This window comes from Occallatibacter sp. (assembly GCF_036502485.1).
In the GTDB taxonomy this organism is placed as follows: Bacteria; Acidobacteriota; Terriglobia; order Terriglobales; family Acidobacteriaceae; genus Telmatobacter.
Window position 1 is genome coordinate 1 of sequence record NZ_DASXYM010000121.1, and the last position, 22,057, is coordinate 22,057.

A 22,057-nucleotide genomic window follows, 5' to 3' on the forward strand; every position below is an offset into this window, starting at 1 on the left:
TGATAGAGGGATTCTTCCTGGATGTAGCAGGTGGTGGTTCCCCAGTTGTAGAAGTTGTAGAGGTTGTCGCTTCCGTCGACGGCAAACGACGCCCCGCTGCCCGACGAATAGACGAATTGGTTGGTCAGATACCAGAGACTCAGGTTTCCCGAACCGCCGGAGAGGCCGGCTACGGGCATCTCCGCGGCGCCTTTTGAGGATTCTTCGAAGAACAGGTTGTCGTAGGGATCGATATTGATGTTGGTCGGGCGGCTCATACCGACGGTGGACAGCGGGCAGGGAGTGCTGGGAGTGCAGCTGCCGGGGGCGTAGGTGGTGCCGTACGCCGACTGCGAACCCCATGGTGCATAGTAGCTGAAGTAATAGGTACTGCCGGAGGTGTTCAGGCTGTAGAGGAAGCCGGCGCTGTCCGCAACCAGGGACTGGGGCACTGCGAAGACGGGAGAAAGGGTGTTGATGACGCCCGAGGAATCGATCTCTTTAATGATGGAGTTTCCAACGTCGGGGATGTAAAGGATGTCGCCACCATCAACCGCGAGGTTGGTAGCGCTCTTGATGGTGCCCGTGGTTCCCGACACCGTGCCGGTGACTGTAGAGATTTGCGAGGGGGTGAAGCTGAGCACGGGCGCATAGCCGTTCCCGGCGAGGCCGACGAACATGGGGGTGGGCTCCGCCGAGTGCGCGATGTGGAGCGATCCCACGCGGTGTCCTGCTCCCTGGGGATTGAAACGGACGAGGAGAGAGCATGTGCCACCGTTTGTATAGCTGTTGCCTTCGTGGCAAGTGCCGCCGGATTCAATGACAAAGTCTTTGTTTTTGGAGGAGATGCGGGTGAGACGCGTATCGGCGGCGAAGTTCAGCGTGAGTGCCTCAACGCCGGCGTCGTTGCCGAGACTGGCGGCGGCGAAGACGTGGTAGTTGGCCGGGACGTTTGCGAAGGTGGCATCCCCGGTGTGGCGTGCCAGGAGCTCGCCGGTGGGTTTGGGGCCGGGAGCCAGGGAGATGATGGAGTGGGGAGGTTTAATCGTGCTGGAGGGATTGGGGTTTTCTTGCGCGTGAGTAGCGGTGACAGCGAGCAGGATTGAGCACAGATGCAAGCCTGCAGGGAAGGAGAGGAAGTGAATCCTCGGCATACCGTCTGCCTTTCGGGGGAGGATGGGGGCCCGGTCGTAGAGTATGGAAGCGTTCTGACGTTTATCCCAAACGATGTAGAGAAGGCGATGGTTTTGTGACATCGCGCGTCGAACAGACGTTACTGCGGGAAGCTTTCGGGCGCAGACTGGTTTGGTTACTTCCGGCACAGGGCGAAGAATGCGCCCTACCCCGCGTGCGCAAAACTACCCCGGGGAACTTGTATGGTCGGCCTGGGGAACCGATCCCTGCTGCAACCCTATGCTGAAGCGGTACTTCCAAACTGCAGCCTGCGAGTCTCTTCCCACCCAGGCTGAGGAGTGGCCGATGTTCTTGTTTGTAGAAGACAACGGGATGGACGTGGCGATGGCAGCATCTTTGCTAACGCGGCTGGGGGTGCGGGACTCGCGAGTAGTGGATACGGCCGGTAAGGCAATGGATTTCCTGGAGCAAGTGGAGAGCGGCGAAGTTTCGGCACCTGAGGCGGTGATTATCGACCTGTTGCTGCGCGCCGGTTCAGGACAGGATGTGATGCGATTCATGCGCGGACGCGAAGGTCTCAAGCAGATCCCGGTGCTGGTCTGGACCGTGGTGGCAGACGAGTTGACGCACCGGATCTGCATGACAATGGGTGCGCGCGAGGTGCTCGTGAAGTCACGGCGGGCACAGGAGCTGCGCGAGGCGCTGCTTCGGCTGCGCGGCCTTCCCCCGATGTCGGCCTGAAGCGATGGATCTGCTTGAACTTCCGGAACGGGTAAACTGAAAGAACATGATTCTTACGCTTACGTGGACACCTGAGGGTGTTCGTTTCATTGATCAAACGAAGCTCCCGCTTGAGGAGAGCTATGTGCTCGCCACCGATTACGAGCAGGTGGCGGACGTGATTGTGACCATGGTGGTGCGCGGGGCGCCGGCGATCGGGGTGTCGGCGGCCTACGGCGTGGCCCTGGGGGTGTTGCGCTCAGAGGCGCAAACGGCCGAGCAGTTCGCGCCGGAGTTTGAGAAGATTTGCGCGCGCCTGGCGGGAACGCGGCCTACGGCAGTGAACCTGTTCTGGGCGATCGACCGGATGAAGAAGCTGTTTGCCGATCTGCGCGCGAAGGACGCCGCAATGGCTGAGATCAAGGAGCGAATTCTGGCCGAGGCGCACGCAATGTACGAGGAAGACATTGCGGCGTGCAAGACGATGGGCGCATTTGGCGGCGAGCTGCTGCCGCAGGAAGGCGGCGTGCTGACGCACTGCAACGCCGGCGCTCTGGCCACGTGCGGTTACGGCACGGCGCTGGGTGTGATCCGCGCTGCGGTGGAGCAGGGCAAGCAGATTCATGTTTATGCCGATGAGACCCGGCCGTTTTTGCAGGGTGCGCGGCTGACGGCCTGGGAGCTGATGGCGGACGGCATTGCGACCACCGTGATCTGCGACAACATGGCCGCCAGCCTGATGCGCGCGGGCAAGATCAAGGCGGTGGTTGTGGGCGCGGACCGCATTGCTGCGAACGGGGACTTCGCCAACAAGATCGGCACCTACAACGTGGCGATTCTGGCCAAGGAGCACGGTATTCCGTTCTACTGTGCGGCGCCGTGGTCCACGATCGATATGGAGACGCCGACGGGCGAGGCGATTCCGATTGAAGAACGCAACCAGATTGAGGTGACGCACCACGGAGGGAAGCAGTTGACGCCCCATGGGGTGGGCATCTGCAATCCAGCTTTTGACGTGACGCCGGCGAAGTATGTGACCGGGATTATCACCGAGAAGGGCGTGCTGCGGGCGCCGTATGCCGAATCGTTGAAAGAAATGGAACTGGCGGCGGCGGAGTAAGGCAGTTCGCAGTCTCAGTTCACTGTGGGAAATCTTCGGTTCACCTTGGGAAATCGGCCATGGCTTGCGCGCGTGACGACGCTTGAGCCGTGGCCGATGCTCTTTTGAGGCACGGGTCTGAATTGTAACTTCGGGCTTACTGTGCCGGAGTAATCCTGCCGAGCGCCCCTGCCAGGTCCGGCACGCCAAGGGCGTTCGATTCCGCCTCGTCGGTGAGGACCGGGGCGGATTCCTGGACCAGCGCGTACTTGTTGCCGTAGAGGTCAATGAAGACGGCCTCAATGCCCCAAGGACGCGGCGTGGGGGATTGCGTGAATTCAATGCCCTTCCCCTTCAGCTCTTCATAACCGCCCTGGCAGTCGCGGGTGGAGATGACCCAGGTGGGGTTTTTGCCGACCAGGTCAGGGAACCATGAAGCGAGCAGGAATTCGACCTCGGCTTGCTGAGGCGGGGCGACGGTAAGCCAGCGGAAGCCGTTGCCCCGCTGGTCCATACGCTTTTCAAAGCCGAGAATCTCGGTAAACCAGGTGAGGGCCTCGTCCTGGTCGCTGACGGCAATCGTGACGGTGGAAACTTTATCGAAGGGCTGCATGGATCTCCCAAAGCGTTGGATTCAGTTTGGGGCGAAAGCAGTAGTTTCTTCAACTGGAAGAGCTGCTTTAGCGGCAAAACGCATCGGGAGGCGCGCTGCGATAATGAGGAGATTGTGCCTCCCCGCACTTCCATTTTCAGGCTGCGGCAGCGATCGATATTGCGCGGCATCCTTCTATGCATGGCGGCGTTTCTGCTGAGCCTGCGGCTGAGCGGTTTTCCTGACGTGAACGCGCTGCACCTTTCGCACTGGCAGGTTGTGCCGGTGCTGATGGCGTGCTGGAGCGTGGCGGAAACGATTCGCTGCGCCGATCGCACATGGAGCCTGTACTACGCGGGAGTGCTGATCCTGCTTTATTCCGAGGTGATGATCCTGGGGCTGGCGGTGTTTTTGTTCTTTTACCCGTAAACGCTTGAATCGGGAGATAATGGCTGCCAGGCGGCAGCAAATTTGTTGAGGAGGCGAACGATGCTGAAGGGCTTTCGCGATTTCATCCTGCGCGGGAATGTAGTCGATCTGGCGGTGGCCGTGGTGGTGGGTGCGGCGTTCACGGCGATTGTCAACTCATTCGTTACAAACATCCTGAATCCGCTGATTGCGGCCACGGTGGGCAAGCCGAATTTCGGGTACATCCTTTTCCACCTGGGCAAGGGCGAAATCAAGATGGGCGAGTTCCTCAACGCCACCATCTACTTCGTCATTGTGGCGGCAGTGGTGTATTTCGGCGTGGTGATGCCGATGACGTGGTTTCTGCAACGGGTGAAGAGGGGTGAGGCCGCTCCGGCAGCGGCGCCGGTGACGAAGAAATGCCCGGAGTGCCTGAGCGAGATTCCGCTGGAGGCGCGGCGGTGCGCGCACTGCACGCAGCCGGTACCCGCGGTTTAGGAATCAGATGTTCTCGCCGAAGGGGGCGGGAAGGTCCTCAGGGCGGTTTTCGTTGAGCCAGAGCAGTGCGCCTGTGGCGATGAGGCCCAGGGCCACAGCACGGTAGAGATAGTGCGGCCAGACGACCAGGCGGATCATGAGGCACTCGACGACCAGCCAGGCGAGGAGCACGCCCCCCTGCAGGACGATCCACAGGCCATAACCGGGAATCTCATCGAGAGCGAGCCAGAGGATCCATGAGGCCAGCAGACCATTGGCGGCGAGAAGTACGATTCCGGGAATGAAGTAAGACGGGAACGGGCTGAACTGAAGCAGAGACTGGGGCATGCTCCAGGGAGTGCCGTGCGGGTCGGCCAGCATGGGGATGGCACCGATGATGGCGCTAACGGCGAGAAAGAAGAGAAGGGCGATGCCGGTCCATCGAGCGGTCTTCATCACAGCACCTCCGAAAGGCTCGTGGGGAAGACGGCGGAAGTGTAGTCCAGAATGAGGCAGGAGTAAAGGCGGGGTCCGAGGCCCGGGATCCACGAAGAACTCGGGCCGGAGGCTGGGGCTTTTTTCGGCGGTGCAGTCGCGGGTGCTATTTCGGAATCTAACCCTCTCATGGTCTGTGTCCGGGGCCGAGCCGGGGTGGGAAAAGCGGCGCACAGGCGGAAGAGAGGCGACCGGCAATGAGAGTGGTATCCCTACTAGTCTTGGTGAGTTTGGGCGTTCCGTGCCTGGCAGAGTCAGAACGCCAGAACGACATCAACCGGCTGGATCATGCCGCCAAAGTGCTGCACGACACCATGAACGCGCCGGATCAGCGGATTCCAGGCCACATCTTGAAGCACGCCCGATGCGTGGCAGTTGTTCCTCACATGGTGAAGGGCGGCTTTGTGTTTGGAGGGGAAGAAGGCAAAGGTGTGGCGACATGCCGCACGTCGACTGGCTGGAGTGCGCCGACGTTTATTGAGATGGGCGGCGGCAGTTGGGGCACGCAGTTCGGCGTCGAAGCCGTGGACCTGGTGATGGTGGTCAGGGGCTCACAAGGGATGCGAAAGCTGCTGTCGAGCAAATTTGAAATTGGACGAGATGCATCGGCCGCGGTGGGGCCGGTGGGGCGTCATTCATCGGAAAACACGGACGTGGAGCTGAACGCGTTGATTCTTACTTACTCGCACGCCAAGGGCGCGTTTCTGGGGATGACGTTTGACGGCGCGGTCGTGCGTTCAGATGAGAAATCGCAGCGCGCCATGTACGGCGCCAGGGGCACGCCGCGCAGAACGCTCCTGGGGGAAGTGGCAGCGCCGTCGGTAGCGCGGCCTTTCCTGTCGGCGGTGCGAAGCGCCGAAGCCCGGGCCGGATCCCATGGAGAAAGAAAGCAGAGCAGCAAGGGTACGCGCTAGGTCGACAGCTTTTGCCGACGATGGCGTCGCTGGTGATTCGGCGACCAGTGCAATCTGTTGATCGGGTGTATTGATCGGGTCTATCCATCCGGGCCGTTACACTGGTTTCGGATGGACCATTCCCCGCAATTCAGGCAAAGGACCCGAATGATCAGACTGCGGAACGTTGTTGCGTCTTGTTTGTGCCTTTCTCTTGTTCCCTTCCCGGTTCCGGCCCAGGCTGCCGCCGCGCCAGCCGCTGCGCCGGCCGCCACACCGAGCACAGTGTTTGGCTATGCGGATTTCAGCAGGCAGGGCAAGCTGGAGACGAAGTTTCTTGCCGTGCCTGACGCGAAGGCGGCTGGGGAGGACCTGAAGACGCTCACCGCGGAGCCGCACATGGCGGGCACGCCTGAGGACAGGAAGACGGCTGAGTTTGTGGCGCAGAAGTTTCGCGCGGCGGGGCTGGAGACCGAGATTGTCCCGTACAAGGTGCTGATGAATCAGCCCAAGGTCGTGAAGGTGGAGGCGTTCGCCACGGACGGCAAGCCGCTCATGAGCGGCCCCCGGCCGGAAGAGGTGCCGGGTGATCCATTTGATAAAAACGCGCGCGTGGTGATGCCGTTCAACGGGTCTTCGGGGTCAGGCGATGTAACCGGCGAGGTGGTGTATGCCAATTACGGGCGGCTGGAAGATTTCGATCACCTGGCAGCGGAGCATGTGGACCTGCACGGCAAGATCGTGATTGTGCGCTACGGGCAGAACTTTCGCGGGGTGAAGGTCTACATTGCGGAGCAGCGCGGCGCGGCGGGCGTGTTGATCTACAGCGATCCGCAGGACGATGGGTATTTCAAGGGCGATGCCTATCCGGAGGGGCCGTGGCGGCCGGACAGCGGTGTACAGCGCGGATCAGTGCAATACCTGTTCAAGTATCCCGGCGATCCGGAGACACCAGGGGTGGCTTCAACGCCGGATCTGGCCGACAGCCGGCGGGTGAACCCTGAGGGCAATCAGCCGCACATCATCTCGATTCCGATCAGCTATCGCGACGCAGAGCCGATTTTGCGCGCGCTCAAGGGGGCGAGCGTTCCGCAGACCTGGCAGGGAGCGCTGCCGTTTCGGTATCACGTGGGGCCAGCCGGAGTGAAGGCGCACCTGGTCTCGGATCAGGACTATGAGAGGCGGACGATCTGGGACGTGGTGGGAAAGATCAAGGGGACCGATGCTCCCGATGAGTTGGTGGTGGTGGGAAATCATCGCGATGCATGGGTGTATGGCGCGGTGGACCCGAACAGCGGCACGGCGGCCATGCTGGAGTCAGTGCATGGCGTGGGGGCGCTGCTGAAGGATGGCTGGAAGCCGAAGCGGACGATTGTTTTTGCCAGTTGGGACGCAGAAGAGGAGGGCCTGATCGGCTCGACGGAGTGGGTGGAGCAGCACGCGCAGCAGCTTGAGCACGCGGTGGCATACTTCAACGTGGACGTGGCGGTGAGCGGGCCGAACTTTTCAGCGGCAGCGGTGCCGAGCCTGAAGCAATTTGTGCGGCAGGTGGCGCAGGCGGTGCCGAGCCCTTCGGGCGAGAGTGTGTACGACGTGTGGCGCAACCATAAGAGCGAGCCCAATGAGCATAGGCCGGCGAATGCGCCGAGCGACGGGGATGTGCGGGTGGGCGATCTTGGGTCGGGATCAGACTTCACGCCATTCCTGCAGCATGTGGGCGTGCCTTCGACGGACATCGGCTCGGGCGGCCCGTATGGGGTGTACCACTCCGTGTTTGATAACTATGCGTGGTACACGATGAACGCCGACCCGCACTTTGCTTATTTGCAGGAGATGGCGCGGGTGCTGGGTGTGGAGGCAATCCGGATGGCGGATACGGATGTGCTGCCGTATGACTATGCGGCGTATGCACACGAGATTACGTCGTATCTTGACTCGGCCAAGAAGAAGGCCGGGGACGCGAAGGTGACGCTGGACTTTGGGCCGGCGCTGGCGGCCGCGGACCGGTTTGCCAAGGCGGCGCAGAAGGCTCGGGACGTCGAGAACCACCCGGCGGGCGATCTGGCTAAGCTGAACGACACGCTGCGGGCGACGGAGGCGGCATTTGTGGATAAGGCAGGCCTGCCCAACCGCACCTGGTACAAGCACACGATTTATGCACCTGGCGAGTACACGGGGTACGCGGCGGTGGTGATTCCAGGGGTGAACGAGGCGATTGAGGCCAAGGATGCGGCGCGCGCGGCGCAGCAGTTGGGCGTGCTGACTCAATGCCTGGACCGGGCCGCGCAGACCTTGGGCGAGGCGCGTTGAGGTGAGTTGGTTTCGGGGGCCGTCCTGATGCTGCGCAGCGCAGGATGGCCTAACACTTCCGAGGCATTACGGTATGCCCCGAAGCGCCTACCCGAGGAGCGATATGTGCATTGTTTCTGGACACTTACCCGGTTACACTGAAGTCATTCGAAACACCGGCGGATGTCCAGGGTCTGAAGCAGAATTTGACCGGCCGGTTTAAAGCGTAAAGGAGCCATTGTGCACGATTTTCTTATCGGTCTGGCCTTTGTAGGGATGGTGATCTGTCCGGCAGTCGTGGCGACGTTCTCTCGCAGCGAAGAGAGCGCCGAAGACGAAGCATAGTCCGAAACTCGTTCATCGGACCATTCCGATCTGCATAAGTTCTGTTCTATTAGCAAGTTCCAGACAATATATCTGGTCGAGCCGTACCACCAAAGAGCCATTTTCAAGCTACGGCAGTGCTGGTTACGTTCTGGTAGAGATGAGTGGATTGCGAACGGGATTCCGTGGTTCGCGGCCCGTCGCTGCCTGATTGCGGAGTTCGTTGGCCACTGAGTCACAGGCGAATTGGAAGGAAACAACTGCTATGCGGGATCTGGTTGTTGGAATTGCTTTTCTTGCCATGCTTCTTTCGCCGGCTATCGTAGCGTCGTTCCGCCGCAGCGACGACGATGAATAGATTGCGGGCTCCTCTGACCCGGCGTTTCTGTCCATTTCCATTCTGATTTCTGCTTCCGGATCTGTATTTTCCGCCGTCCAAGGTGTAGGGAACCCTTGCGGTGGAATGTCTGCGCGTTTGCCATGGCGCAAACACCTGTGATGTCCATCACCTGGAAAGTGTTGACCCCGCCCTGAGCCGCCCGTATCGTAAGAGGTAGCAGACAAAGCCTATGAAATCCTCGAAAAACAACGTGCGGATCGGTATTGCGGTAGCCATCATCCTGGGAACGATCGGGTGGCTGGCCTACTCGGGCTACGGATCCAGCAAGAGCTACTATGTCACCATTGCGGAACTGGGTGGCATGGGCGACAAGGCGTACAAAAGCAATCTGCGCGTTGAGGGTTTCGTGCAGCCGGGCTCGATTGAGCAGAACGGCACGCATGTGACGTTTGTGCTGAACGAGTTCGAGAGCCACAATCCCAAGGCGGGCGGCGGTCGCCTTCTGAGGGTGAACTACAAGGGCTCGGAGCCGCCTCCGGACACGTTCAAGGATGATTCGCAGGCGCTGGCGGTGGGCACGTACGGGCGGGACGGGATGTTCCACGCGACCGAACTGCAGGCCAAGTGTGCCAGCAAGTATGCGCCGGGCCAGCCGGGCAGCCAGCCGAATCAGCCCGCGATGACGCCCAATAAGACAGCTTCCAGCGGTCCAGGTTCTCCGACTACGGCCAGGGCAGCAGCGACCACGCCGACGACGGCCAACTAAGCAGATGAGCGGCCCAGCAAGAGCGGGTCAGTGTGCCCGCGTGGAGAACGTGTCCAAACTTTTTGGATCGTTCGCGGCACTGCGCCAGGTGAGCGTGGAGCTGGAGCCTGGCAAGTGTTACGTGCTGATCGGCGAGAACGGCGCGGGCAAATCCACACTGCTGAGGATTCTGGCGGGGCTGTTGCAGCCAAGCTTTGGAAACGTGACGCTGTTTGGCGAGGGCGAACCGCAGAAGGTGCGCGACCGCGTGGGCTATATGAGCCATGCGCCGATGCTTTACGACGAGCTTACGGGACAAGAGAATCTGCGCTATTTCTCGAAGCTGTACCCAGGGCGGACGTGCCTTGATCCTGCGGAAGCATTGCGGCAGGTGGGGCTAGACCCTGATCTACCGCGCCCGCTGGGACACTACTCACAGGGCATGCGGCAGCGCACTTCCCTTGCCCGCGTGCTGCTGTCGTTTCCTGAGCTGCTGCTGCTGGACGAGCCTTTTTCCAACATGGATGTGGAGTCGGCGCACCAGATGGTGGAGTTGCTGGCGCGGTTCCGTCACGGGAGCCGGACGATTGTGATCACCACGCATCAGCGCGAACTGGCGGCGCCCATTGCGGATTATGTGCTGGCGCTGAAGGCCGGGCGGGTGGCGGCATTCGAGCCGGGGAGCCCCACGCTATGAAGACCAATGCGGCGCGCTTTCTCGAGGGCCTTGGCATCACGTTTGAACTGCGCGAATACGAAGTGGACCCTGAGGATCTCTCCGCGATTGCGGTGGCGAAGAAGGTCGGCATGCCTCCGGAGCAGGTGTTCAAGACGCTGCTGACGACGGATGGCAAGGGCGAGTATGTGTTTGCAGTCATTCCCGGCGACGCGGAACTCGACTTCAAGAAGCTGGCTCGTGCGGCGGGTATGCGCAAGGCAGAGATGACTCCGCTGAAGGACGTGCAGCCGCTCACGGGGTACATCCGCGGCGGCGTGACGGTATTCGGGGCCAAGAAGGCGTATCCGGTGTTTGTGGATGAGACGGTGATTCTGTTCGATGTAATCAGCGTGTCGGCAGGGGCGAGGGGGGCGCAGTTGATCCTTGCGCCGGATGGATATCTAAAGGCGGCGGAGGCTATCGGCGAGCCGGTGGCGACGGCGGATCTGACCAAAGCTGCCGGTGGATCGGCGGAGGCGCACGCATGATGCCGGCTCTTTGGACACACATCGTGAAGGACCTGCGTATCGAATGGCGCTCGATGGATGCGCTCATCTCGATGCTGTTCTTTTCGGGGCTGGTGGTGGTACTGTTTTCGATCGCCTTTGACCCGCGCGGGGAATTCTCACAGCACATCGCGGGCGGTGTGTTGAGTGTCGCCACCATGTTTGCGAGCGTGAGCGCTCTGAACCAGGCGTGGGCGCGGGAGATCCGCCACAATGTGATGGACGCGCAGCGCATGGTGCCCTCGCCGGGGTCCGAGCTTTATCTGGCCAAGGTGCTGGTGAACTTTCTGTTCGTCACCATTGTGCAGGCGATTCTGGCGCCATTCTTTTTCATCTTTTACAACCTGCATGTGGCGGGGCAGGGCTGGCTGCTGGCGGTGGTGATGCCGCTGGGCACGTGGGCGCTGGTGAGCAACGGCATCTTCTTTGCCGCCCTGGCGATGACCAGTCGCAACCGCGAGCTGCTGCTGTCGCTGATCCTGTTTCCGATTTTCATCCCGGCGCTGCTGGCGATGGTGATGGCCACGGAGGCGATCCTTACGGGCGAGAATGATCCGAGCCTGTGGATCAGGATGCTGGTGGGCTACGACGTGATCTTCACGACGACGAGCTGGCTGCTGTTCGATACGATCTTCCACGCGGAGTGAGGGCGCCTCACTCGAGCGCTTCGCTCATCCGGCTTTCAACGATCTGGCGGACGGCGGCGGAGTGTTTCCTGAGCTGCGCGGCCTCTTTGCGCAGGCGTTCAGCCTCAGGGCCACTGACGCTGCCGGAGGCAAACTCGGCCAGGTCGGCGCCTTCCTCAAGCGCGACGATCGCCTCATAGAGTTTGCGCTCCTGCATGGAGTTCTCTTCATCCAACAGGGTTTTGAGGGAGAGGACGTGGCCGACACGGCAGGCGAACTCGACCGGGCCGCCGGTGTGGCGCGTATAGAGCGGGCCCCGGCACTCCGGGCAGGTGAAGCCCATGTACTGTTCGGACCTGTGTAAACGGGGGCCGGAACTTTTTTGCGGCTCGCCGGTTCCGTTGACGAGCTGGATAACCTTGTCGCCGATCTCGGCAGCGGTGAGGCGGAAGTCGACGTGGTCGTCTTCCATGGCGTTCAACGGCATGGACGGGAAGAGCGCGTCGTCGGGGTCCTGCACGATGGTTGCGCCGCCGGCGTGTGCGATATCCCACAATCCGCCCGCGCCGTCATCGAGCAGACCGGATAAGACGATGCCGATCACGCGGGGACCGTAGGTGAGAGCCGCGGAGCGGAAGGTGACGTTGATGCTGGGACGATGCAGCCCCTCCTTGGGTCCTCGCGTGAGGTGGATATGGTTGTTCGCCACCAGGAGGTGCCGGTCGGGCTGGGCCACGTACACCCGCCCGTGCTCGATCCGGTCAGCGCTGACGGCATCGTTCACGATCATCGGGGTGGCGCGTCCCAGGATGGATGAGAGATAGCTCCTGGAACTGGGGGCAAGATGGATGATGACGAACACCGCTGCCGGCAGGTTCGCGGGAAATGATGCCACGATTTTCTGGATAGCTCCGATGCTGCCGGCCGAACCACCGATGACCACTATGTCGCGTTTTGGCATTTCCACCTGAAGACAAGATTAAGAGGCATGCCGTGAGCAATGGGTTGTCTGGGTTGGAAAGGGGCCTGTCGCGCGAGTGATGCAAGTCACTCCATACAACCGCAGGTTGAGGCTGAGCAAACATCCTGGACGTACACTAGAGACATCCCCGAAGGCGCCGCTCTTGTCCTGATGCCATCGGGGATTGGACCTGACCTGATGAAAAAGCTCGGAATTGGTTTCTATGCCGTGGTGGTGGTGGCGCTGATGGTCTGGGGTTTCTACCAGGCCATTTATGTGGCGCCGAACGACGCCATGCAAGGCGAGATCTTCCGCATCATCTTTTACCATGTGCCTTCTGCCTCTGTGGCGTTCATGTTTTTCGCGGTCAGCCTGCTGGGGTCGATTGGGTATCTGACGTGGCGCCGCAGCCGGCCGGACTGGGCGCAGATGGCGGACGCGTGGGCGCTGGCGGGCGCGGAAGTGGGCGTGGTCTTCTGCACCGTGGTGCTGATCACGGGACCCATCTGGGGGCGACGGGCGTGGGGCATCTGGTGGACATGGGACGCGCGCCTGACCACGACGCTTGTTTTGTGGCTGATCTACGTGAGCTACCTGCTGCTGCGGCGATTTGCCGCCGGTCCGCAGGTGCAGACGCTGGCCGCGGTGCTGGGCATCTTTGGCGCGCTGGACGTGCCTATTGTGTACATGTCGAACCGCTGGTGGCGAACGCAGCATCCGGCGCCGGTGTTCGGCGGCGGCGACGGATCGGGCATGGACAAGTCGATGCTGGGGCCGTTTCTGTGGAACATGCTGGCCTGGTTCTGCTGGGGCGTGCTGATTCTGGCATTGCGCTTCCGCGTGGAGCGGATGCACCAGAAGAATGCCGCGCGCGAACAGCAGGAAGCGCTGCAGAGCCACGTCTAAACCCGGGAGCATAGAAGAGGACAGGGAGATTTATGGACGAGCGAGCGATTCTCAACCACGAGTTCACCGTGGCCGCATATACCGTGACGTGGGTCATTCAACTGGCCTACCTGGGATTTCTGGCAATCAAATGGCGTGCGGAAAAGCGCAGCGCCGGGGCGAGGAACCGCAGCAGGCGCTAAAGGGCCCTGGCGGGACGAGCTGGCTGCCGGGCGCGCCAGCCGACTAGCACCTTCGTGTTACTTCGTGATCCCACGGATTTCCCTTTCCTTCTGTGTTCGTGGGATACGACGATTCCCGGCCTTGGGAGATCATCGTTTTGCAGGCGGCGATCATGGCGGCCTGGAGTATCGGTAGAAAAGAGAAGGTAAATGCACGATCTGCTTATCGCGCTCGCATTCGTTGGAATGGTAGTCGCACCGGCCATCGTAGCCACCTGGGCTGATCACTCCACCCATTGCGACATCGAATAGACTGACATGCGGTTTCGCCGGATCCCCGGATCCGCGTTGTTAACGAACAGAAACACCCAGAGGACCGCACTTGATTCGCACGGCCGAAGAGCCAGTGGCGCGAGGCGAGTTCTCGAGAAGCGACACTCCTTTCCTCAGATCCGCGTTGTTGGAAAACTCCTCTCATCGGTCACAATGCATCCGCAGACCCCTGTGCCCACCGCAGCCGGGTGTGGCCGGAATGCATTGCTCTTACCCTCTCAACCCGGTAAACTCAAGGGATTGAGGGTCCCGCAATGCTAGTCGTAATGAAGTCGCAGGCCACGCCTGAGCAAATCCAGGCTGTCTGTGAACATATTGAGCAGTTAGGTTTTCGCGCCCATCCCCTTCCCGGCGCCCAGCGCACCGCCATCGGCATCACGGGGAATCAGGGCGAGGTGGATCGCGGCAACATCGAAGAGCTCTCCGGCGTGGCGGAAGTCATTGCCGTGTCGAAGCCTTACAAGCTGGCCAGCCGCGACCTGAAAGAAGAAGACACGATCATTCGGTTTGAAGGCACCGACGCGCAGATCGGCGGGCGCAACCTGGCCATTGTGGGCGGGCCATGCGCAATCGAGAGCCGCGAGCAGGCCTTTACGATTGCCGAGCAGGTGGCGGCGGCGGGTGCGCAGTTCTTCCGCGGCGGGGCCTACAAGCCGCGCACGTCTCCTTACGCATTCCAGGGGCTTGGGGTGGAAGGGCTGAAGATCATGGCTGAGATTCGCGACCAGTTCGGGCTGCGGATTATCACCGAAGCTATCGACAACGAGACGCTGGAGCTGGTGGCCGAATGGGCTGACGTGATCCAGATTGGCGCGCGCAACATGCAGAATTTTTCGCTGCTGAAGCATGCGGGGCGCATGCGAAAGCCGGTGCTGCTGAAGCGCGGGATGAGTGCGACGCTGGACGAGTTCCTGATGGCGGCCGAGTACATCATGAGCGAGGGCAACTACGAAGTGATTCTGTGCGAGCGGGGGGTGCGCACCTTCGCCGACCACACGCGGAACACGCTCGATCTGAGCATTGTGCCGGCGGTGCAGCGGCTGAGCCACCTGCCGATCCTCGTGGATCCGAGCCACGGTACCGGCAAGCGCAACAAGGTTCTGCCTATGGCGCGAGCGGCGGTAGCGGTGGGCGCCGATGGAGTGTTGGTGGAAGTGCATCACCAGCCGGAAAAGGCGCTGAGTGACGGGCCACAGTCCATCTACCCGGAGCAGTTCGTTACCATGATGAATGAGATCGAGCAGATCGCGCCGGTGGTGCATCGTACGCTGCCGCGCGGCATTCACGTGGAGAGCACGACCGGAGTCCATGACGGAAGTAAGTAAGCACGTCCCAGCGAGCGTAGAAGGCGGCCGCAATGGCCGCCTTTTGCTCGTTCTTTTGTTTTCTTCTTCACCACGGTTCTGGGGGGGGGTTTGTGTTGCCTGCTGCCTGGCGCCTGTTGCCGGTTCACTTGCCGGTTGCCGACAGCACGACTTTCCGCAGTATCCGCCCAGTTATCGCGAGTATGCATACGTGACCAACGGGGAAAGCGGCACGGTGTCAGTGCTGGACGTGGTGAACGTGCGACTGGACCGCGAGATTGCGGTGGGTCAGCGTCCTGCGGCGGTGGCTGCGAGCCCGACGCGGAACGAAGTGTACGTGGTGAACCAGGGTGCTCCGGGGGGGCAGGGTTCCCTCTCGGTTGTGAATGCGGAGAACAACAGCGTGGCTGCGACCATACCGCTGCACAAGGAATCGCAGTCCATCGACATCGATGCCGAACACGATCTTGCCTACGTGGCGAACTGGGGATCGAACAGTGTCTCCGTGGTGGACCTGAAGAACAGGCGCGAGGTGGCCCAGATCGGCACCGGGGAGCACCCGGCCACGGCGCGTGTGGCGCCGGACAACAAGACGGTGGTGGTGCCGAACCGCAGCGGCAACTCGGTGAGCATTATCGATGCGGTTTCGCGCCGGGTGCGCGCCATCTTTGAAGGCTGTCCTGGGGCGAACGATGCGGTGGTGCTGCCGGACTCGTCGAAGGCGTTTGTGTCGTGTTCCGCGGGACACCAGTTGATGGCCATCACGCTGGCTGACTCGAAGTTCAATCCACACGGGGCCGACCGGCTGGAAGCCATGATGGACGTGGGGCGCGCGCCGGTACATCTGGCTTTGAAGCCGGACGGCGGCGAACTTTTTGTGGCGAACGAGCAGTCGGACTCGATCAGCGAAGTGGTGACGACGACCAACGATGTGGGCGGCGCGTACCTGATGGGCGACGATCCGGTTCGCGGACTGGTCACCTCGGACAACGGACTGCTCTACGTGGCGGCGGCGCGCGCGTCGGAGGTCACGATGTACTCGATCGACGACGGCAAGCGGACGGCGTCGATTCGGGTGGGCGACGGGCCGTCGGCGATGACGTTCTCGAAGGCGGGGCATCTGCTGCTTGTGGTGGATTCGCGGTCCGGGGATGTGGCTGTGGTGCGCACGGCGACGCATTCGTTGTTCACGCTTCTGCCGGCTGGCCGCGGGCCGAATGCGATTGCGGTGAAGGCGTTCACGGCGAAGTAACTGTAGGGCTCTGGGCGATCTTCTGCGGATGTGTCGCAATCGTGATTGGACTTACTGGCAGAGTTTTCAGGGCGACACCGACGCTTCAGCAGATTCCAGAGAGACACCTATTCCGACGTGGCTCGGCAAGACGCTCTTCATCGGACTTGGAAGCGGAATTGTCGTTGTCGGGTTCGTGTTGTTCTGGAAAGAGTTGCTGCAGAAATAACGCGCTTACTTGCCGGTGCCTAACTGCTTGACGCTGTATTGCGCGCCGGCGAAGAGGATGAGTCCGGAGATGTAGGCCCAGAAGAGTATGCCCACGGTTACGTAGAACGGCCCGTACAGCGACTTCAGATCGATGTGGGGCAGGACCAGGACAAAGATGTAGCGTGAGGCCAGCCAGATAAGTCCCACTATGACCGAGGCGCGCATCACGGGGCGCGGCGGCACCTTGCAGTTGGGCAGCAGCCAATAGACAAAGAAGAAGAACACAATGCAGGCGGCGCCGCTGGCGATGGCCATCCAGGCTTCGCTGATGCCGTTGAAGAGCCAGCCCAGGAAGCCGCTTTCGGTGTGACGGAAGAAGAGGAAGGCGAGAATCGCGCGTTGTCCCGCGCTCAGCACTACGGCCATCATGCCCAGGGCTACCATCAGGATGGCCAGCCCGAATGCCACCACCTGGTTCATAAGGTAATTGCGGCTCTTCTTCACGCCCCACGCCTGGTTGAGAGCCACTTCGAGGGGCAGAAATATGCCCGTGCAGGAGATCAGGATCATGACCAGCGAGAAGGCTTCAATGCCGTGGCGCGAGGTCATGGCGGCGGCGATTTCGATATTGTTCGCAACCCAGTTGCGCGGCGTGGTGGTGGCGGGCAGGAAGTAATTCACCATGTCGCCGATGACGCCGACCATGGCCTGCGAATGAAAGACGCGCATGGCCAGCGTGTAGAGCAGCAGGATGAGCGGAATGAACGAGAGGATGGCATTGGCCGCCACGCTGAAGGCGAAGGTATGCACTTCGCTGTCGAGCAGGTAGTTGATGAGAGCGGCACCCTCGTGGCGCAGCCGGTACCATTTGGGAACCTCGGTTGGAACCGGCTGCGCGGCATCGGCGCAGTCGATGGTTGCCGTGGTTTCCTTTAGCGGTTCGGTGGCAGTACCGGGATCTGAGATGAGGGGCACGTTTTGCGACTCCTTTAGACCCGCTGTGGTGTGTTTCGGCACCGTGTGCGAAAACCGGTGTCAGGCAATGGGGGTTGATGTATTCAGGATAAACTTTCCAGCGGTTTTGTAACCTCAATCCGCGGTATAGATGCGAAAAGGCGGAAATTTTTCTCCTTGCATCCTGCTCAGATTAATGTCATAACTGAGCCACGACGCGCCGGGGGTACGGGTCGCGCCGACGGTCTTCCCCTCGCAAGCCTTCGCATCCAGCGAGAAGTTGCAATCCATGAGCAGGCCGGCAGTTTAGCTGTGCCTTACCCATAGAGGAGAAACGTGCATGACGGAACAGGGTGTTGTGAAGTGGTTTAACGGGGCCAAGGGCTATGGGTTCATCCAGCGCTCGACCGGAGAGGACGTTTTTGTGCACTTTTCTGCCATTCAAGAGAAGGGCTACAAGACCCTCAATGAGGGCGAGAGCGTGGAATTCGAGTGCCAGCAGGGTCCCAAAGGCCTGAGTGCGGCCAACGTTCTCCGAGTCGCATAGCGGCCACGTAAACAATCAGGATCGGCCATCCCCCGGCCGGTCCTTTCTTGCGCAGTACGTACGCTTGATTATTGAAGTCAGCGGTTGTCTGCGGTGTTCCCTGGATCTTCTAAACGATTAAGCGCCCACGTGGCGGCGGACCGAATGCCGTCATCGCTGGAGTGTGCCCACGCGCGCAACGGCCGGATGTAGCGCTGTTTTTGTTCCGCGGTTGCCGCGTGCGCATTGCCCATGGCGATGGCGGTGTTACGGATGAGGCCAGCGTACTGCGCTCTGCGCACGGGCGAGCCGTTGAATGCCTGCTCGAAGGAGCGCTCGTCGAGCGAACTCAGCCAATCCAACGAAGAATTCACGAGTTCTTCACGCGGGGCCAGTTCGGGGTCCGCACTGATGGGCGCCTTGCGATTCCAAGGGCACACATCCTGACAGATATCGCAGCCGAAGACCTGCCGTCCCATGCCCTCCATCAACTCAGGGGCAATCGCTCCTTTGTGCTCAATGGTGAGATAGGAGATGCAGCGTGTGGCATCCATCTGGTAGGGCGCAAACAGCGCGTCTGTGGGGCAGGCCTGAATGCAGCGCGTGCATGATCCGCAGCGATCGGGCACTGTGAGTGCGGAGTGCTCCGGCGCTACGCTCAAGGATGTGATGAGCACACTGAGGAATGCGTACGATCCGATTGCGGGATGGATGAGACACGCGTTCTTTGCCGACCATCCCACTCCTGCGGCAACGGCAAGCGACCGCTCCACTACTGGCCCGGTGTCAACATACGCACGCGACTCGAAGCTGCCGTATTGCTCATGGAGTTTGGTTTCAAGCACCTTCAAACGCTTGAGCAGAACCTTGTGGTAATCGCTGGGGACGCGGCCGCGTTGCGGATCCGTGCGACTCGACCATGCGTAGCGCGCGATCCACGCCGCGTCGCTGCACGCAGCGTCAGTCGACTTCGGTTGATCACTGTTGTAATTCGCAAGGCACACGATAGCCGAGCGCGCCCACTTGAAGGGGGTCGCAACACGCGCGCGCACCAGTTCGCCGTCCTCATTGGCGCGCTTCAGATACTCCATGGTTCCGGCGCGGCCGGAGTTGATCCAATCGGCAAACCGTTCCGCATCGCGCGCGTCGTGCGCATGCGGCAGGGCGACGACGCCGGCATGGCTGAACCCGCTGTTAACCGCGAGCGCACGAATCCCGTCTGTATGAATGAGAGGCTCGGAATGAGCAGCCGAAGGAAGACTTGGATTCATGGAACCGGCGGCGCTCCTCTCGCGTAATATTCCACATCCTGTCCGAATGCGAACACCGAATGCGCGTTTGGACACCGGGGCCGCAGACAGGGACTTGGCGCAGTGCGAATATCCCCTCTGCTTTCAGCATATTCGTTCGCGGGCTTTTTGGCCCGCTGCATGCAAGTTCAATGGCAGCACAGCCTGACCATGGCAGACGCAAAGGCTGTGAGGGAGGTTTTTATGAATACGATCATGAGCCAGAAGAAAGCGCTTTACGTAGGGACGCCTGCCGGCTTCAGTGAACTCGTACGCGGGAATGAGGATCGGTTGATGGCGTTATTGACGCCGGTGGTGCGGGAACAGAATGCGGTGCTCGACCTTGGTGGAGTGCGCCGCATCGATGCAGCCGGAGTTGCGGCTCTCATCTCCATTTACGGAATCGCGCGCGCCACGGGCCACAGCTTCCGGGTATGCAATGTGACCTCGCATGTCGCCGAGATTCTTGAACTGGTGAGCCTGGACCACATTCTCGTCGCACAGGAGAGGGTTGAGGCACAGCCCGTGGAACCGTGTGTTGAGTGCCCTGCTGCGTAACTGCGATTGCGTTGTGCAGAGATCTGCATAAGGCAATCACGTAGATTCAGCAGAGCACTCCGCTTCCCTTCCCCTTCGCGCGACAGATTGCTTCCATGTTTTGGGCCAGGCTCTGGGACCGGGCAAAGGAGTCCTATCTGCCCGAGCTGGTATTCCCAGGGTGTTGTGTTTGTCAGGCCTTCTTCGCGACCACCGAGGAACCCCAGCTGCCATCCGACGTGCCGAAGTCGAAATCGATTTCCGCGGGCTGGATCTTGCCCTTGTACTGCAGGGCGTAGGTCTGGCCCTGGTAATCCACGTTGACCCAGAAGGACAGCATCTGGCCGTCGATCTTGCCGTCATGGATTTCTGTCGGCGCGGGGCCCATGCCTTCGATTGTTCCTGTGACCGCGGCTCCGCTGCTCTGCAGCTTGAACGTGACTGGAACCGAGGTTCCGTTGAAATCGAAGCTGCCCGTCCAGGATCCGCTGATGGCGGGTGCCGGCGCAGCATCGGTCGCACCCTCGCGCTTGACGGTGAGACTGGCGCCCCAACTGCCATCCTCAGTGCCGAAATCGAAGTCGATTCTGTCGCCGTCGACTCTGCCTTTGTACACCAGTTTGTACATTTGGCCCTGGTACTCGTTATCAAGCCAGAAGGTGATGGTGGCGCCCTCGATTTTGCCGTCATGGATTTCGGCGGGCGACGTGGGCAGACCTTCCATGGAACCGGTGACCGCAGCGTCCGTTGCCTTCAGGGTCAGCGTCACGGGCACGCTATTTCCCTGGAAATCAAAGGCACCGTTCCAGGTGCCGGACAGATCCGCGGCATGCAATGCCGGCATTAAGCAAACAATTACGGCGAGCCCCAAAAGACGCGCAATGGCCTTCATCCCTAATCTCCTTTAATTGGGTCAATAGCGGGGAGTGTAGCATCTTCGCGGCTGGGCGCGCGAGAACATCTGAGGAACCCAATTGCCGGCGGGAGCGTATAGAACAGCGGAGGAGTTTCATGAATCGTCCCCTGGTTCCGCTGCTACAAGCCGCCGCACTGATGGCCGCCGTCTCGTTCGCCGTTCCCGGCAGGTCCCAAAATTCGGATTTCAACCTGAACGTGCATGCTCATGCCGAAGCAACGGCGAAAGATATCGGGCTGCCTCTCTATCCGGGAGCGACGCCATTCAAGGAAAAGGACAGCGACTCGTCGTCGGCGGACCTGGGGCTGGTTCTCAACAGCTTTCATTTCGGCCTGAAAGCAGCGAGCTTTGTGACCACGGATCCGCCGGCGCGTGTTCTCGACTTCTACAGAAAGCCGCTGGCGAAATATGGCCAAGTGCTGGAGTGCGATCACGGCAAGCCCGTGGGCTCGTTGACTGTGACCAAGAGCGGTCTGACATGCGGCGAGCGGAAGAATGGAAAGATGACGGTGAGCGGAAGCGACAGCGGCCATGAACTGCGCGCAGGCACGCCGGAGCAGTTCCGGATTGTAGGAATTGACAACACCGAGAAGGGCCAGACGAAGTTTGGGCTGGTGGCGCTGGTGCTGCCGAAGGATGATGACAGGTGATCGGGTGATCAGGTGGCCGGGTGATGTGATGAAGCGGTCCGGGATTTCCATTGGGAGGGCGACTGATGCCTGATCACTTGCCATTAACTCATCCAGGCACCTGAGTACTTCGTCATCTACCCGCCGGCAAAGCTGAACCCTCTGCTCATACATCTGTGTTCAATCGATGATCTGACCAAGCCGGATTACCTGATCCCCTGACCACCTGTTCACTGTTCCCTCCCTCACTCACCTACAAAAGAACTTGCGCTCTAGGTGTACTATGCGTCATAGTACACAGGTGATTCCGTTTCGCGTCAATTTTCGCGCCGGCGTGCCCATCTTCGAGCAGGTGGTGTACGCGGCCAAGAAGGCTGTCATCTCCGGGCAGGTCGCGCCGGGCGACGCCTTCCCCTCGGTGCGCGCTCTCAGCAAAGAGCTCAAGATCAATCCCAATACAGCCCATAAGATTGTTGCCTCGCTGATCCAGGAGGGGCTGCTTGAAACGCGGCCCGGGATTGGGACTGTCGTCGCGGCGCCACCCGATTCCACCCGCAAGCAGCGCACAGCGCTTCTGGGGCAGGAGATGGAAGAGCTGGTGGTCGAAGCCAAACGGCTCGGTATTGAACTCGATGAGATGCTCACCTCGTTCACCGGCCACTGGAACCGCCTCAGCCCCGAAGCCACCTCTAGTCCCAAGTTGCCGCCGTCGCTCCAGCCCGCTTCCAAGTCCACTCCGAGGGGAGCCGAATAGC

At 60.8% G+C, this 22,057-nt stretch carries 25 protein-coding genes; 18 read left to right on the plus strand and 7 right to left on the minus strand.

The window, feature by feature from the left end; all coding sequences use genetic code 11:
- Positions 1–1,133, minus strand: a 1,133-nt coding sequence (locus tag VGL22_RS15730; RefSeq protein WP_465267890.1) for a hypothetical protein, incomplete at its 3' end; no start/stop codon positions are given.
- A gap of 325 nt (positions 1,134–1,458) precedes the next feature.
- Between VGL22_RS15730 and VGL22_RS15735 the strand changes: the two genes are divergently transcribed.
- Entirely contained in the window at positions 1,459–1,854 is a 396-nt protein-coding gene (locus VGL22_RS15735) for a response regulator (protein WP_465267891.1), read from the plus strand.
- A gap of 46 nt (positions 1,855–1,900) precedes the next feature.
- Positions 1,901–2,953, plus strand: coding sequence for an S-methyl-5-thioribose-1-phosphate isomerase (mtnA, locus tag VGL22_RS15740; RefSeq protein WP_465267892.1), 1,053 nt, complete (start codon positions 1,901–1,903; stop codon positions 2,951–2,953).
- A gap of 136 nt (positions 2,954–3,089) precedes the next feature.
- Here mtnA and VGL22_RS15745 read toward each other — a convergent pair whose 3' ends face one another.
- Entirely contained in the window at positions 3,090–3,545 is a 456-nt protein-coding gene (locus VGL22_RS15745; RefSeq protein ID WP_465267893.1) for a VOC family protein, read from the minus strand.
- Positions 3,546–3,659: 114 nt separating this feature from the next.
- On the opposite strand from VGL22_RS15745, the gene VGL22_RS15750 reads away from it, so the two are divergent.
- Positions 3,660–3,953 carry a permease gene (locus tag VGL22_RS15750; protein ID WP_465267894.1) on the plus strand — a complete coding sequence of 98 codons (294 nt, stop codon included), beginning with the start codon at positions 3,660–3,662 and terminating at the stop codon, positions 3,951–3,953.
- 60 nt (positions 3,954–4,013) lie between these two features.
- A complete protein-coding gene (mscL, locus tag VGL22_RS15755) occupies positions 4,014–4,430 on the plus strand; it encodes a large conductance mechanosensitive channel protein MscL (protein ID WP_465267895.1) in 417 nt (138 codons plus the stop codon).
- Between the two features lie 3 nt (positions 4,431–4,433).
- Here the strand turns inward: mscL and VGL22_RS15760 are convergent, their stop codons facing one another.
- Positions 4,434–4,865, minus strand: a complete 432-nt coding sequence (locus VGL22_RS15760; RefSeq protein ID WP_465267896.1) for a hypothetical protein — start codon at positions 4,863–4,865, stop codon at positions 4,434–4,436.
- Between the two features lie 236 nt (positions 4,866–5,101).
- Here VGL22_RS15760 and VGL22_RS15765 point away from each other — a divergent pair, with 236 nt between their 5' ends.
- The 6 genes from VGL22_RS15765 to VGL22_RS15790 all read left to right on the plus strand — a co-directional run bounded on the left by VGL22_RS15765 (position 5,102) and on the right by VGL22_RS15790 (position 11,366).
- On the plus strand, positions 5,102–5,818 hold the full coding sequence (locus VGL22_RS15765) for a lipid-binding SYLF domain-containing protein (protein ID WP_465267897.1): 717 nt from the start codon (positions 5,102–5,104) through the stop codon (positions 5,816–5,818).
- Between the two features lie 180 nt (positions 5,819–5,998).
- Entirely contained in the window at positions 5,999–8,107 is a 2,109-nt protein-coding gene (locus tag VGL22_RS15770) for a M28 family metallopeptidase (protein ID WP_465267898.1), read from the plus strand.
- An 872-nt stretch (positions 8,108–8,979) separates the two neighbouring features.
- Positions 8,980–9,516 carry a cytochrome c maturation protein CcmE gene (locus VGL22_RS15775; protein ID WP_465267899.1) on the plus strand — a complete coding sequence of 179 codons (537 nt, stop codon included), beginning with the start codon at positions 8,980–8,982 and terminating at the stop codon, positions 9,514–9,516.
- 49 nt (positions 9,517–9,565) lie between these two features.
- A complete protein-coding gene (locus VGL22_RS15780) occupies positions 9,566–10,192 on the plus strand; it encodes an ABC transporter ATP-binding protein (protein WP_465267900.1) in 627 nt (208 codons plus the stop codon).
- The gene (gene ybaK / locus VGL22_RS15785; protein ID WP_465267901.1) at positions 10,189–10,701 is read left to right on the plus strand and encodes a Cys-tRNA(Pro) deacylase; all 513 of its coding nucleotides are present in this window, start codon (positions 10,189–10,191) and stop codon (positions 10,699–10,701) included. Before VGL22_RS15780 ends, ybaK begins: the two co-directional genes overlap by 4 nt.
- Positions 10,698–11,366 (plus strand): heme exporter protein CcmB, encoded by a 669-nt coding sequence (locus VGL22_RS15790; RefSeq protein ID WP_465267902.1) that lies wholly within the window; start codon positions 10,698–10,700, stop codon positions 11,364–11,366. The genes ybaK and VGL22_RS15790 overlap by 4 nt, the downstream gene beginning before the upstream one ends.
- 7 nt (positions 11,367–11,373) lie before the next feature.
- Here VGL22_RS15790 and VGL22_RS15795 read toward each other — a convergent pair whose 3' ends face one another.
- Entirely contained in the window at positions 11,374–12,306 is a 933-nt protein-coding gene (locus tag VGL22_RS15795) for a chemotaxis protein CheB (protein WP_465267903.1), read from the minus strand.
- A 198-nt stretch (positions 12,307–12,504) separates the two neighbouring features.
- Here VGL22_RS15795 and ccsA point away from each other — a divergent pair, with 198 nt between their 5' ends.
- The 4 genes from ccsA (at position 12,505) to VGL22_RS15815 (ending at position 16,262) form a co-directional block, all read left to right on the plus strand.
- On the plus strand, positions 12,505–13,212 hold the full coding sequence (gene ccsA, locus VGL22_RS15800; protein ID WP_465267904.1) for a cytochrome c biogenesis protein CcsA: 708 nt from the start codon (positions 12,505–12,507) through the stop codon (positions 13,210–13,212).
- Positions 13,213–13,244: 32 nt separating this feature from the next.
- Complete coding sequence (locus tag VGL22_RS15805; protein ID WP_465267905.1) at positions 13,245–13,394, plus strand: hypothetical protein; 150 nt, start codon at positions 13,245–13,247, stop codon at positions 13,392–13,394.
- A 566-nt stretch (positions 13,395–13,960) separates the two neighbouring features.
- On the plus strand, positions 13,961–15,031 hold the full coding sequence (gene aroF / locus VGL22_RS15810) for a 3-deoxy-7-phosphoheptulonate synthase (RefSeq protein WP_465267906.1): 1,071 nt from the start codon (positions 13,961–13,963) through the stop codon (positions 15,029–15,031).
- 190 nt (positions 15,032–15,221) lie between these two features.
- The gene (locus VGL22_RS15815) at positions 15,222–16,262 is read left to right on the plus strand and encodes a YncE family protein (RefSeq protein ID WP_465267907.1); all 1,041 of its coding nucleotides are present in this window, start codon (positions 15,222–15,224) and stop codon (positions 16,260–16,262) included.
- A gap of 213 nt (positions 16,263–16,475) precedes the next feature.
- On the opposite strand, the gene VGL22_RS15820 is transcribed toward VGL22_RS15815, so the two are convergent.
- Positions 16,476–17,426 (minus strand): YihY/virulence factor BrkB family protein, encoded by a 951-nt coding sequence (locus VGL22_RS15820; RefSeq protein WP_465267908.1) that lies wholly within the window; start codon positions 17,424–17,426, stop codon positions 16,476–16,478.
- Positions 17,427–17,745: 319 nt separating this feature from the next.
- On the opposite strand from VGL22_RS15820, the gene VGL22_RS15825 reads away from it, so the two are divergent.
- On the plus strand, positions 17,746–17,952 hold the full coding sequence (locus VGL22_RS15825; protein WP_465267909.1) for a cold-shock protein: 207 nt from the start codon (positions 17,746–17,748) through the stop codon (positions 17,950–17,952).
- A 77-nt stretch (positions 17,953–18,029) separates the two neighbouring features.
- Here VGL22_RS15825 and queG read toward each other — a convergent pair whose 3' ends face one another.
- Complete coding sequence (gene queG / locus VGL22_RS15830) at positions 18,030–19,202, minus strand: tRNA epoxyqueuosine(34) reductase QueG (RefSeq protein ID WP_465267910.1); 1,173 nt, start codon at positions 19,200–19,202, stop codon at positions 18,030–18,032.
- A gap of 222 nt (positions 19,203–19,424) precedes the next feature.
- Between queG and VGL22_RS15835 the strand changes: the two genes are divergently transcribed.
- A complete protein-coding gene (locus VGL22_RS15835) occupies positions 19,425–19,778 on the plus strand; it encodes an STAS domain-containing protein (protein WP_465267911.1) in 354 nt (117 codons plus the stop codon).
- Positions 19,779–19,950: 172 nt separating this feature from the next.
- On the opposite strand, the gene VGL22_RS15840 is transcribed toward VGL22_RS15835, so the two are convergent.
- Positions 19,951–20,649: a hypothetical protein gene (locus tag VGL22_RS15840; protein WP_465267912.1), complete on the minus strand. Its 699-nt coding sequence runs from the start codon at positions 20,647–20,649 to the stop codon at positions 19,951–19,953.
- 119 nt (positions 20,650–20,768) lie between these two features.
- Here VGL22_RS15840 and VGL22_RS15845 point away from each other — a divergent pair, with 119 nt between their 5' ends.
- Positions 20,769–21,323 (plus strand): hypothetical protein, encoded by a 555-nt coding sequence (locus tag VGL22_RS15845; protein ID WP_465267913.1) that lies wholly within the window; start codon positions 20,769–20,771, stop codon positions 21,321–21,323.
- Between the two features lie 262 nt (positions 21,324–21,585).
- On the plus strand, positions 21,586–22,056 hold the full coding sequence (locus VGL22_RS15850) for a GntR family transcriptional regulator (RefSeq protein ID WP_465267914.1): 471 nt from the start codon (positions 21,586–21,588) through the stop codon (positions 22,054–22,056).
- The last annotated feature ends 1 nt before the right edge of the window (position 22,057 follow it).

Bases quoted from the DNA above. Each gene is read 5' to 3' on its own strand.
- VGL22_RS15825 (WP_465267909.1), top strand. From the start codon at position 17,746: ATGACGGAACAGGGTGTTGTGAAGTGGTTTAACGGGGCCAAGGGCTAT.
- VGL22_RS15850 (WP_465267914.1), top strand. From the start codon at position 21,586: ATGCGTCATAGTACACAGGTGATTCCGTTTCGCGTCAATTTTCGCGCC.
- VGL22_RS15845 (WP_465267913.1), top strand. From the start codon at position 20,769: ATGAATCGTCCCCTGGTTCCGCTGCTACAAGCCGCCGCACTGATGGCC.
- aroF (WP_465267906.1), top strand. From the start codon at position 13,961: ATGCTAGTCGTAATGAAGTCGCAGGCCACGCCTGAGCAAATCCAGGCT.
- VGL22_RS15775 (WP_465267899.1), top strand. From the start codon at position 8,980: ATGAAATCCTCGAAAAACAACGTGCGGATCGGTATTGCGGTAGCCATC.
- VGL22_RS15835 (WP_465267911.1), top strand. From the start codon at position 19,425: ATGAATACGATCATGAGCCAGAAGAAAGCGCTTTACGTAGGGACGCCT.
- VGL22_RS15760 (WP_465267896.1), bottom strand. From the start codon at position 4,865: ATGAAGACCGCTCGATGGACCGGCATCGCCCTTCTCTTCTTTCTCGCC.
- VGL22_RS15735 (WP_465267891.1), top strand. From the start codon at position 1,459: ATGTTCTTGTTTGTAGAAGACAACGGGATGGACGTGGCGATGGCAGCA.
- ccsA (WP_465267904.1), top strand. From the start codon at position 12,505: ATGAAAAAGCTCGGAATTGGTTTCTATGCCGTGGTGGTGGTGGCGCTG.
- ybaK (WP_465267901.1), top strand. From the start codon at position 10,189: ATGAAGACCAATGCGGCGCGCTTTCTCGAGGGCCTTGGCATCACGTTT.
- VGL22_RS15795 (WP_465267903.1), bottom strand. From the start codon at position 12,306: ATGCCAAAACGCGACATAGTGGTCATCGGTGGTTCGGCCGGCAGCATC.
- VGL22_RS15765 (WP_465267897.1), top strand. From the start codon at position 5,102: ATGAGAGTGGTATCCCTACTAGTCTTGGTGAGTTTGGGCGTTCCGTGC.
- VGL22_RS15790 (WP_465267902.1), top strand. From the start codon at position 10,698: ATGATGCCGGCTCTTTGGACACACATCGTGAAGGACCTGCGTATCGAA.
- mscL (WP_465267895.1), top strand. From the start codon at position 4,014: ATGCTGAAGGGCTTTCGCGATTTCATCCTGCGCGGGAATGTAGTCGAT.
- mtnA (WP_465267892.1), top strand. From the start codon at position 1,901: ATGATTCTTACGCTTACGTGGACACCTGAGGGTGTTCGTTTCATTGAT.
- VGL22_RS15840 (WP_465267912.1), bottom strand. From the start codon at position 20,649: ATGAAGGCCATTGCGCGTCTTTTGGGGCTCGCCGTAATTGTTTGCTTA.
- VGL22_RS15805 (WP_465267905.1), top strand. From the start codon at position 13,245: ATGGACGAGCGAGCGATTCTCAACCACGAGTTCACCGTGGCCGCATAT.
- queG (WP_465267910.1), bottom strand. From the start codon at position 19,202: ATGAATCCAAGTCTTCCTTCGGCTGCTCATTCCGAGCCTCTCATTCAT.
- VGL22_RS15745 (WP_465267893.1), bottom strand. From the start codon at position 3,545: ATGCAGCCCTTCGATAAAGTTTCCACCGTCACGATTGCCGTCAGCGAC.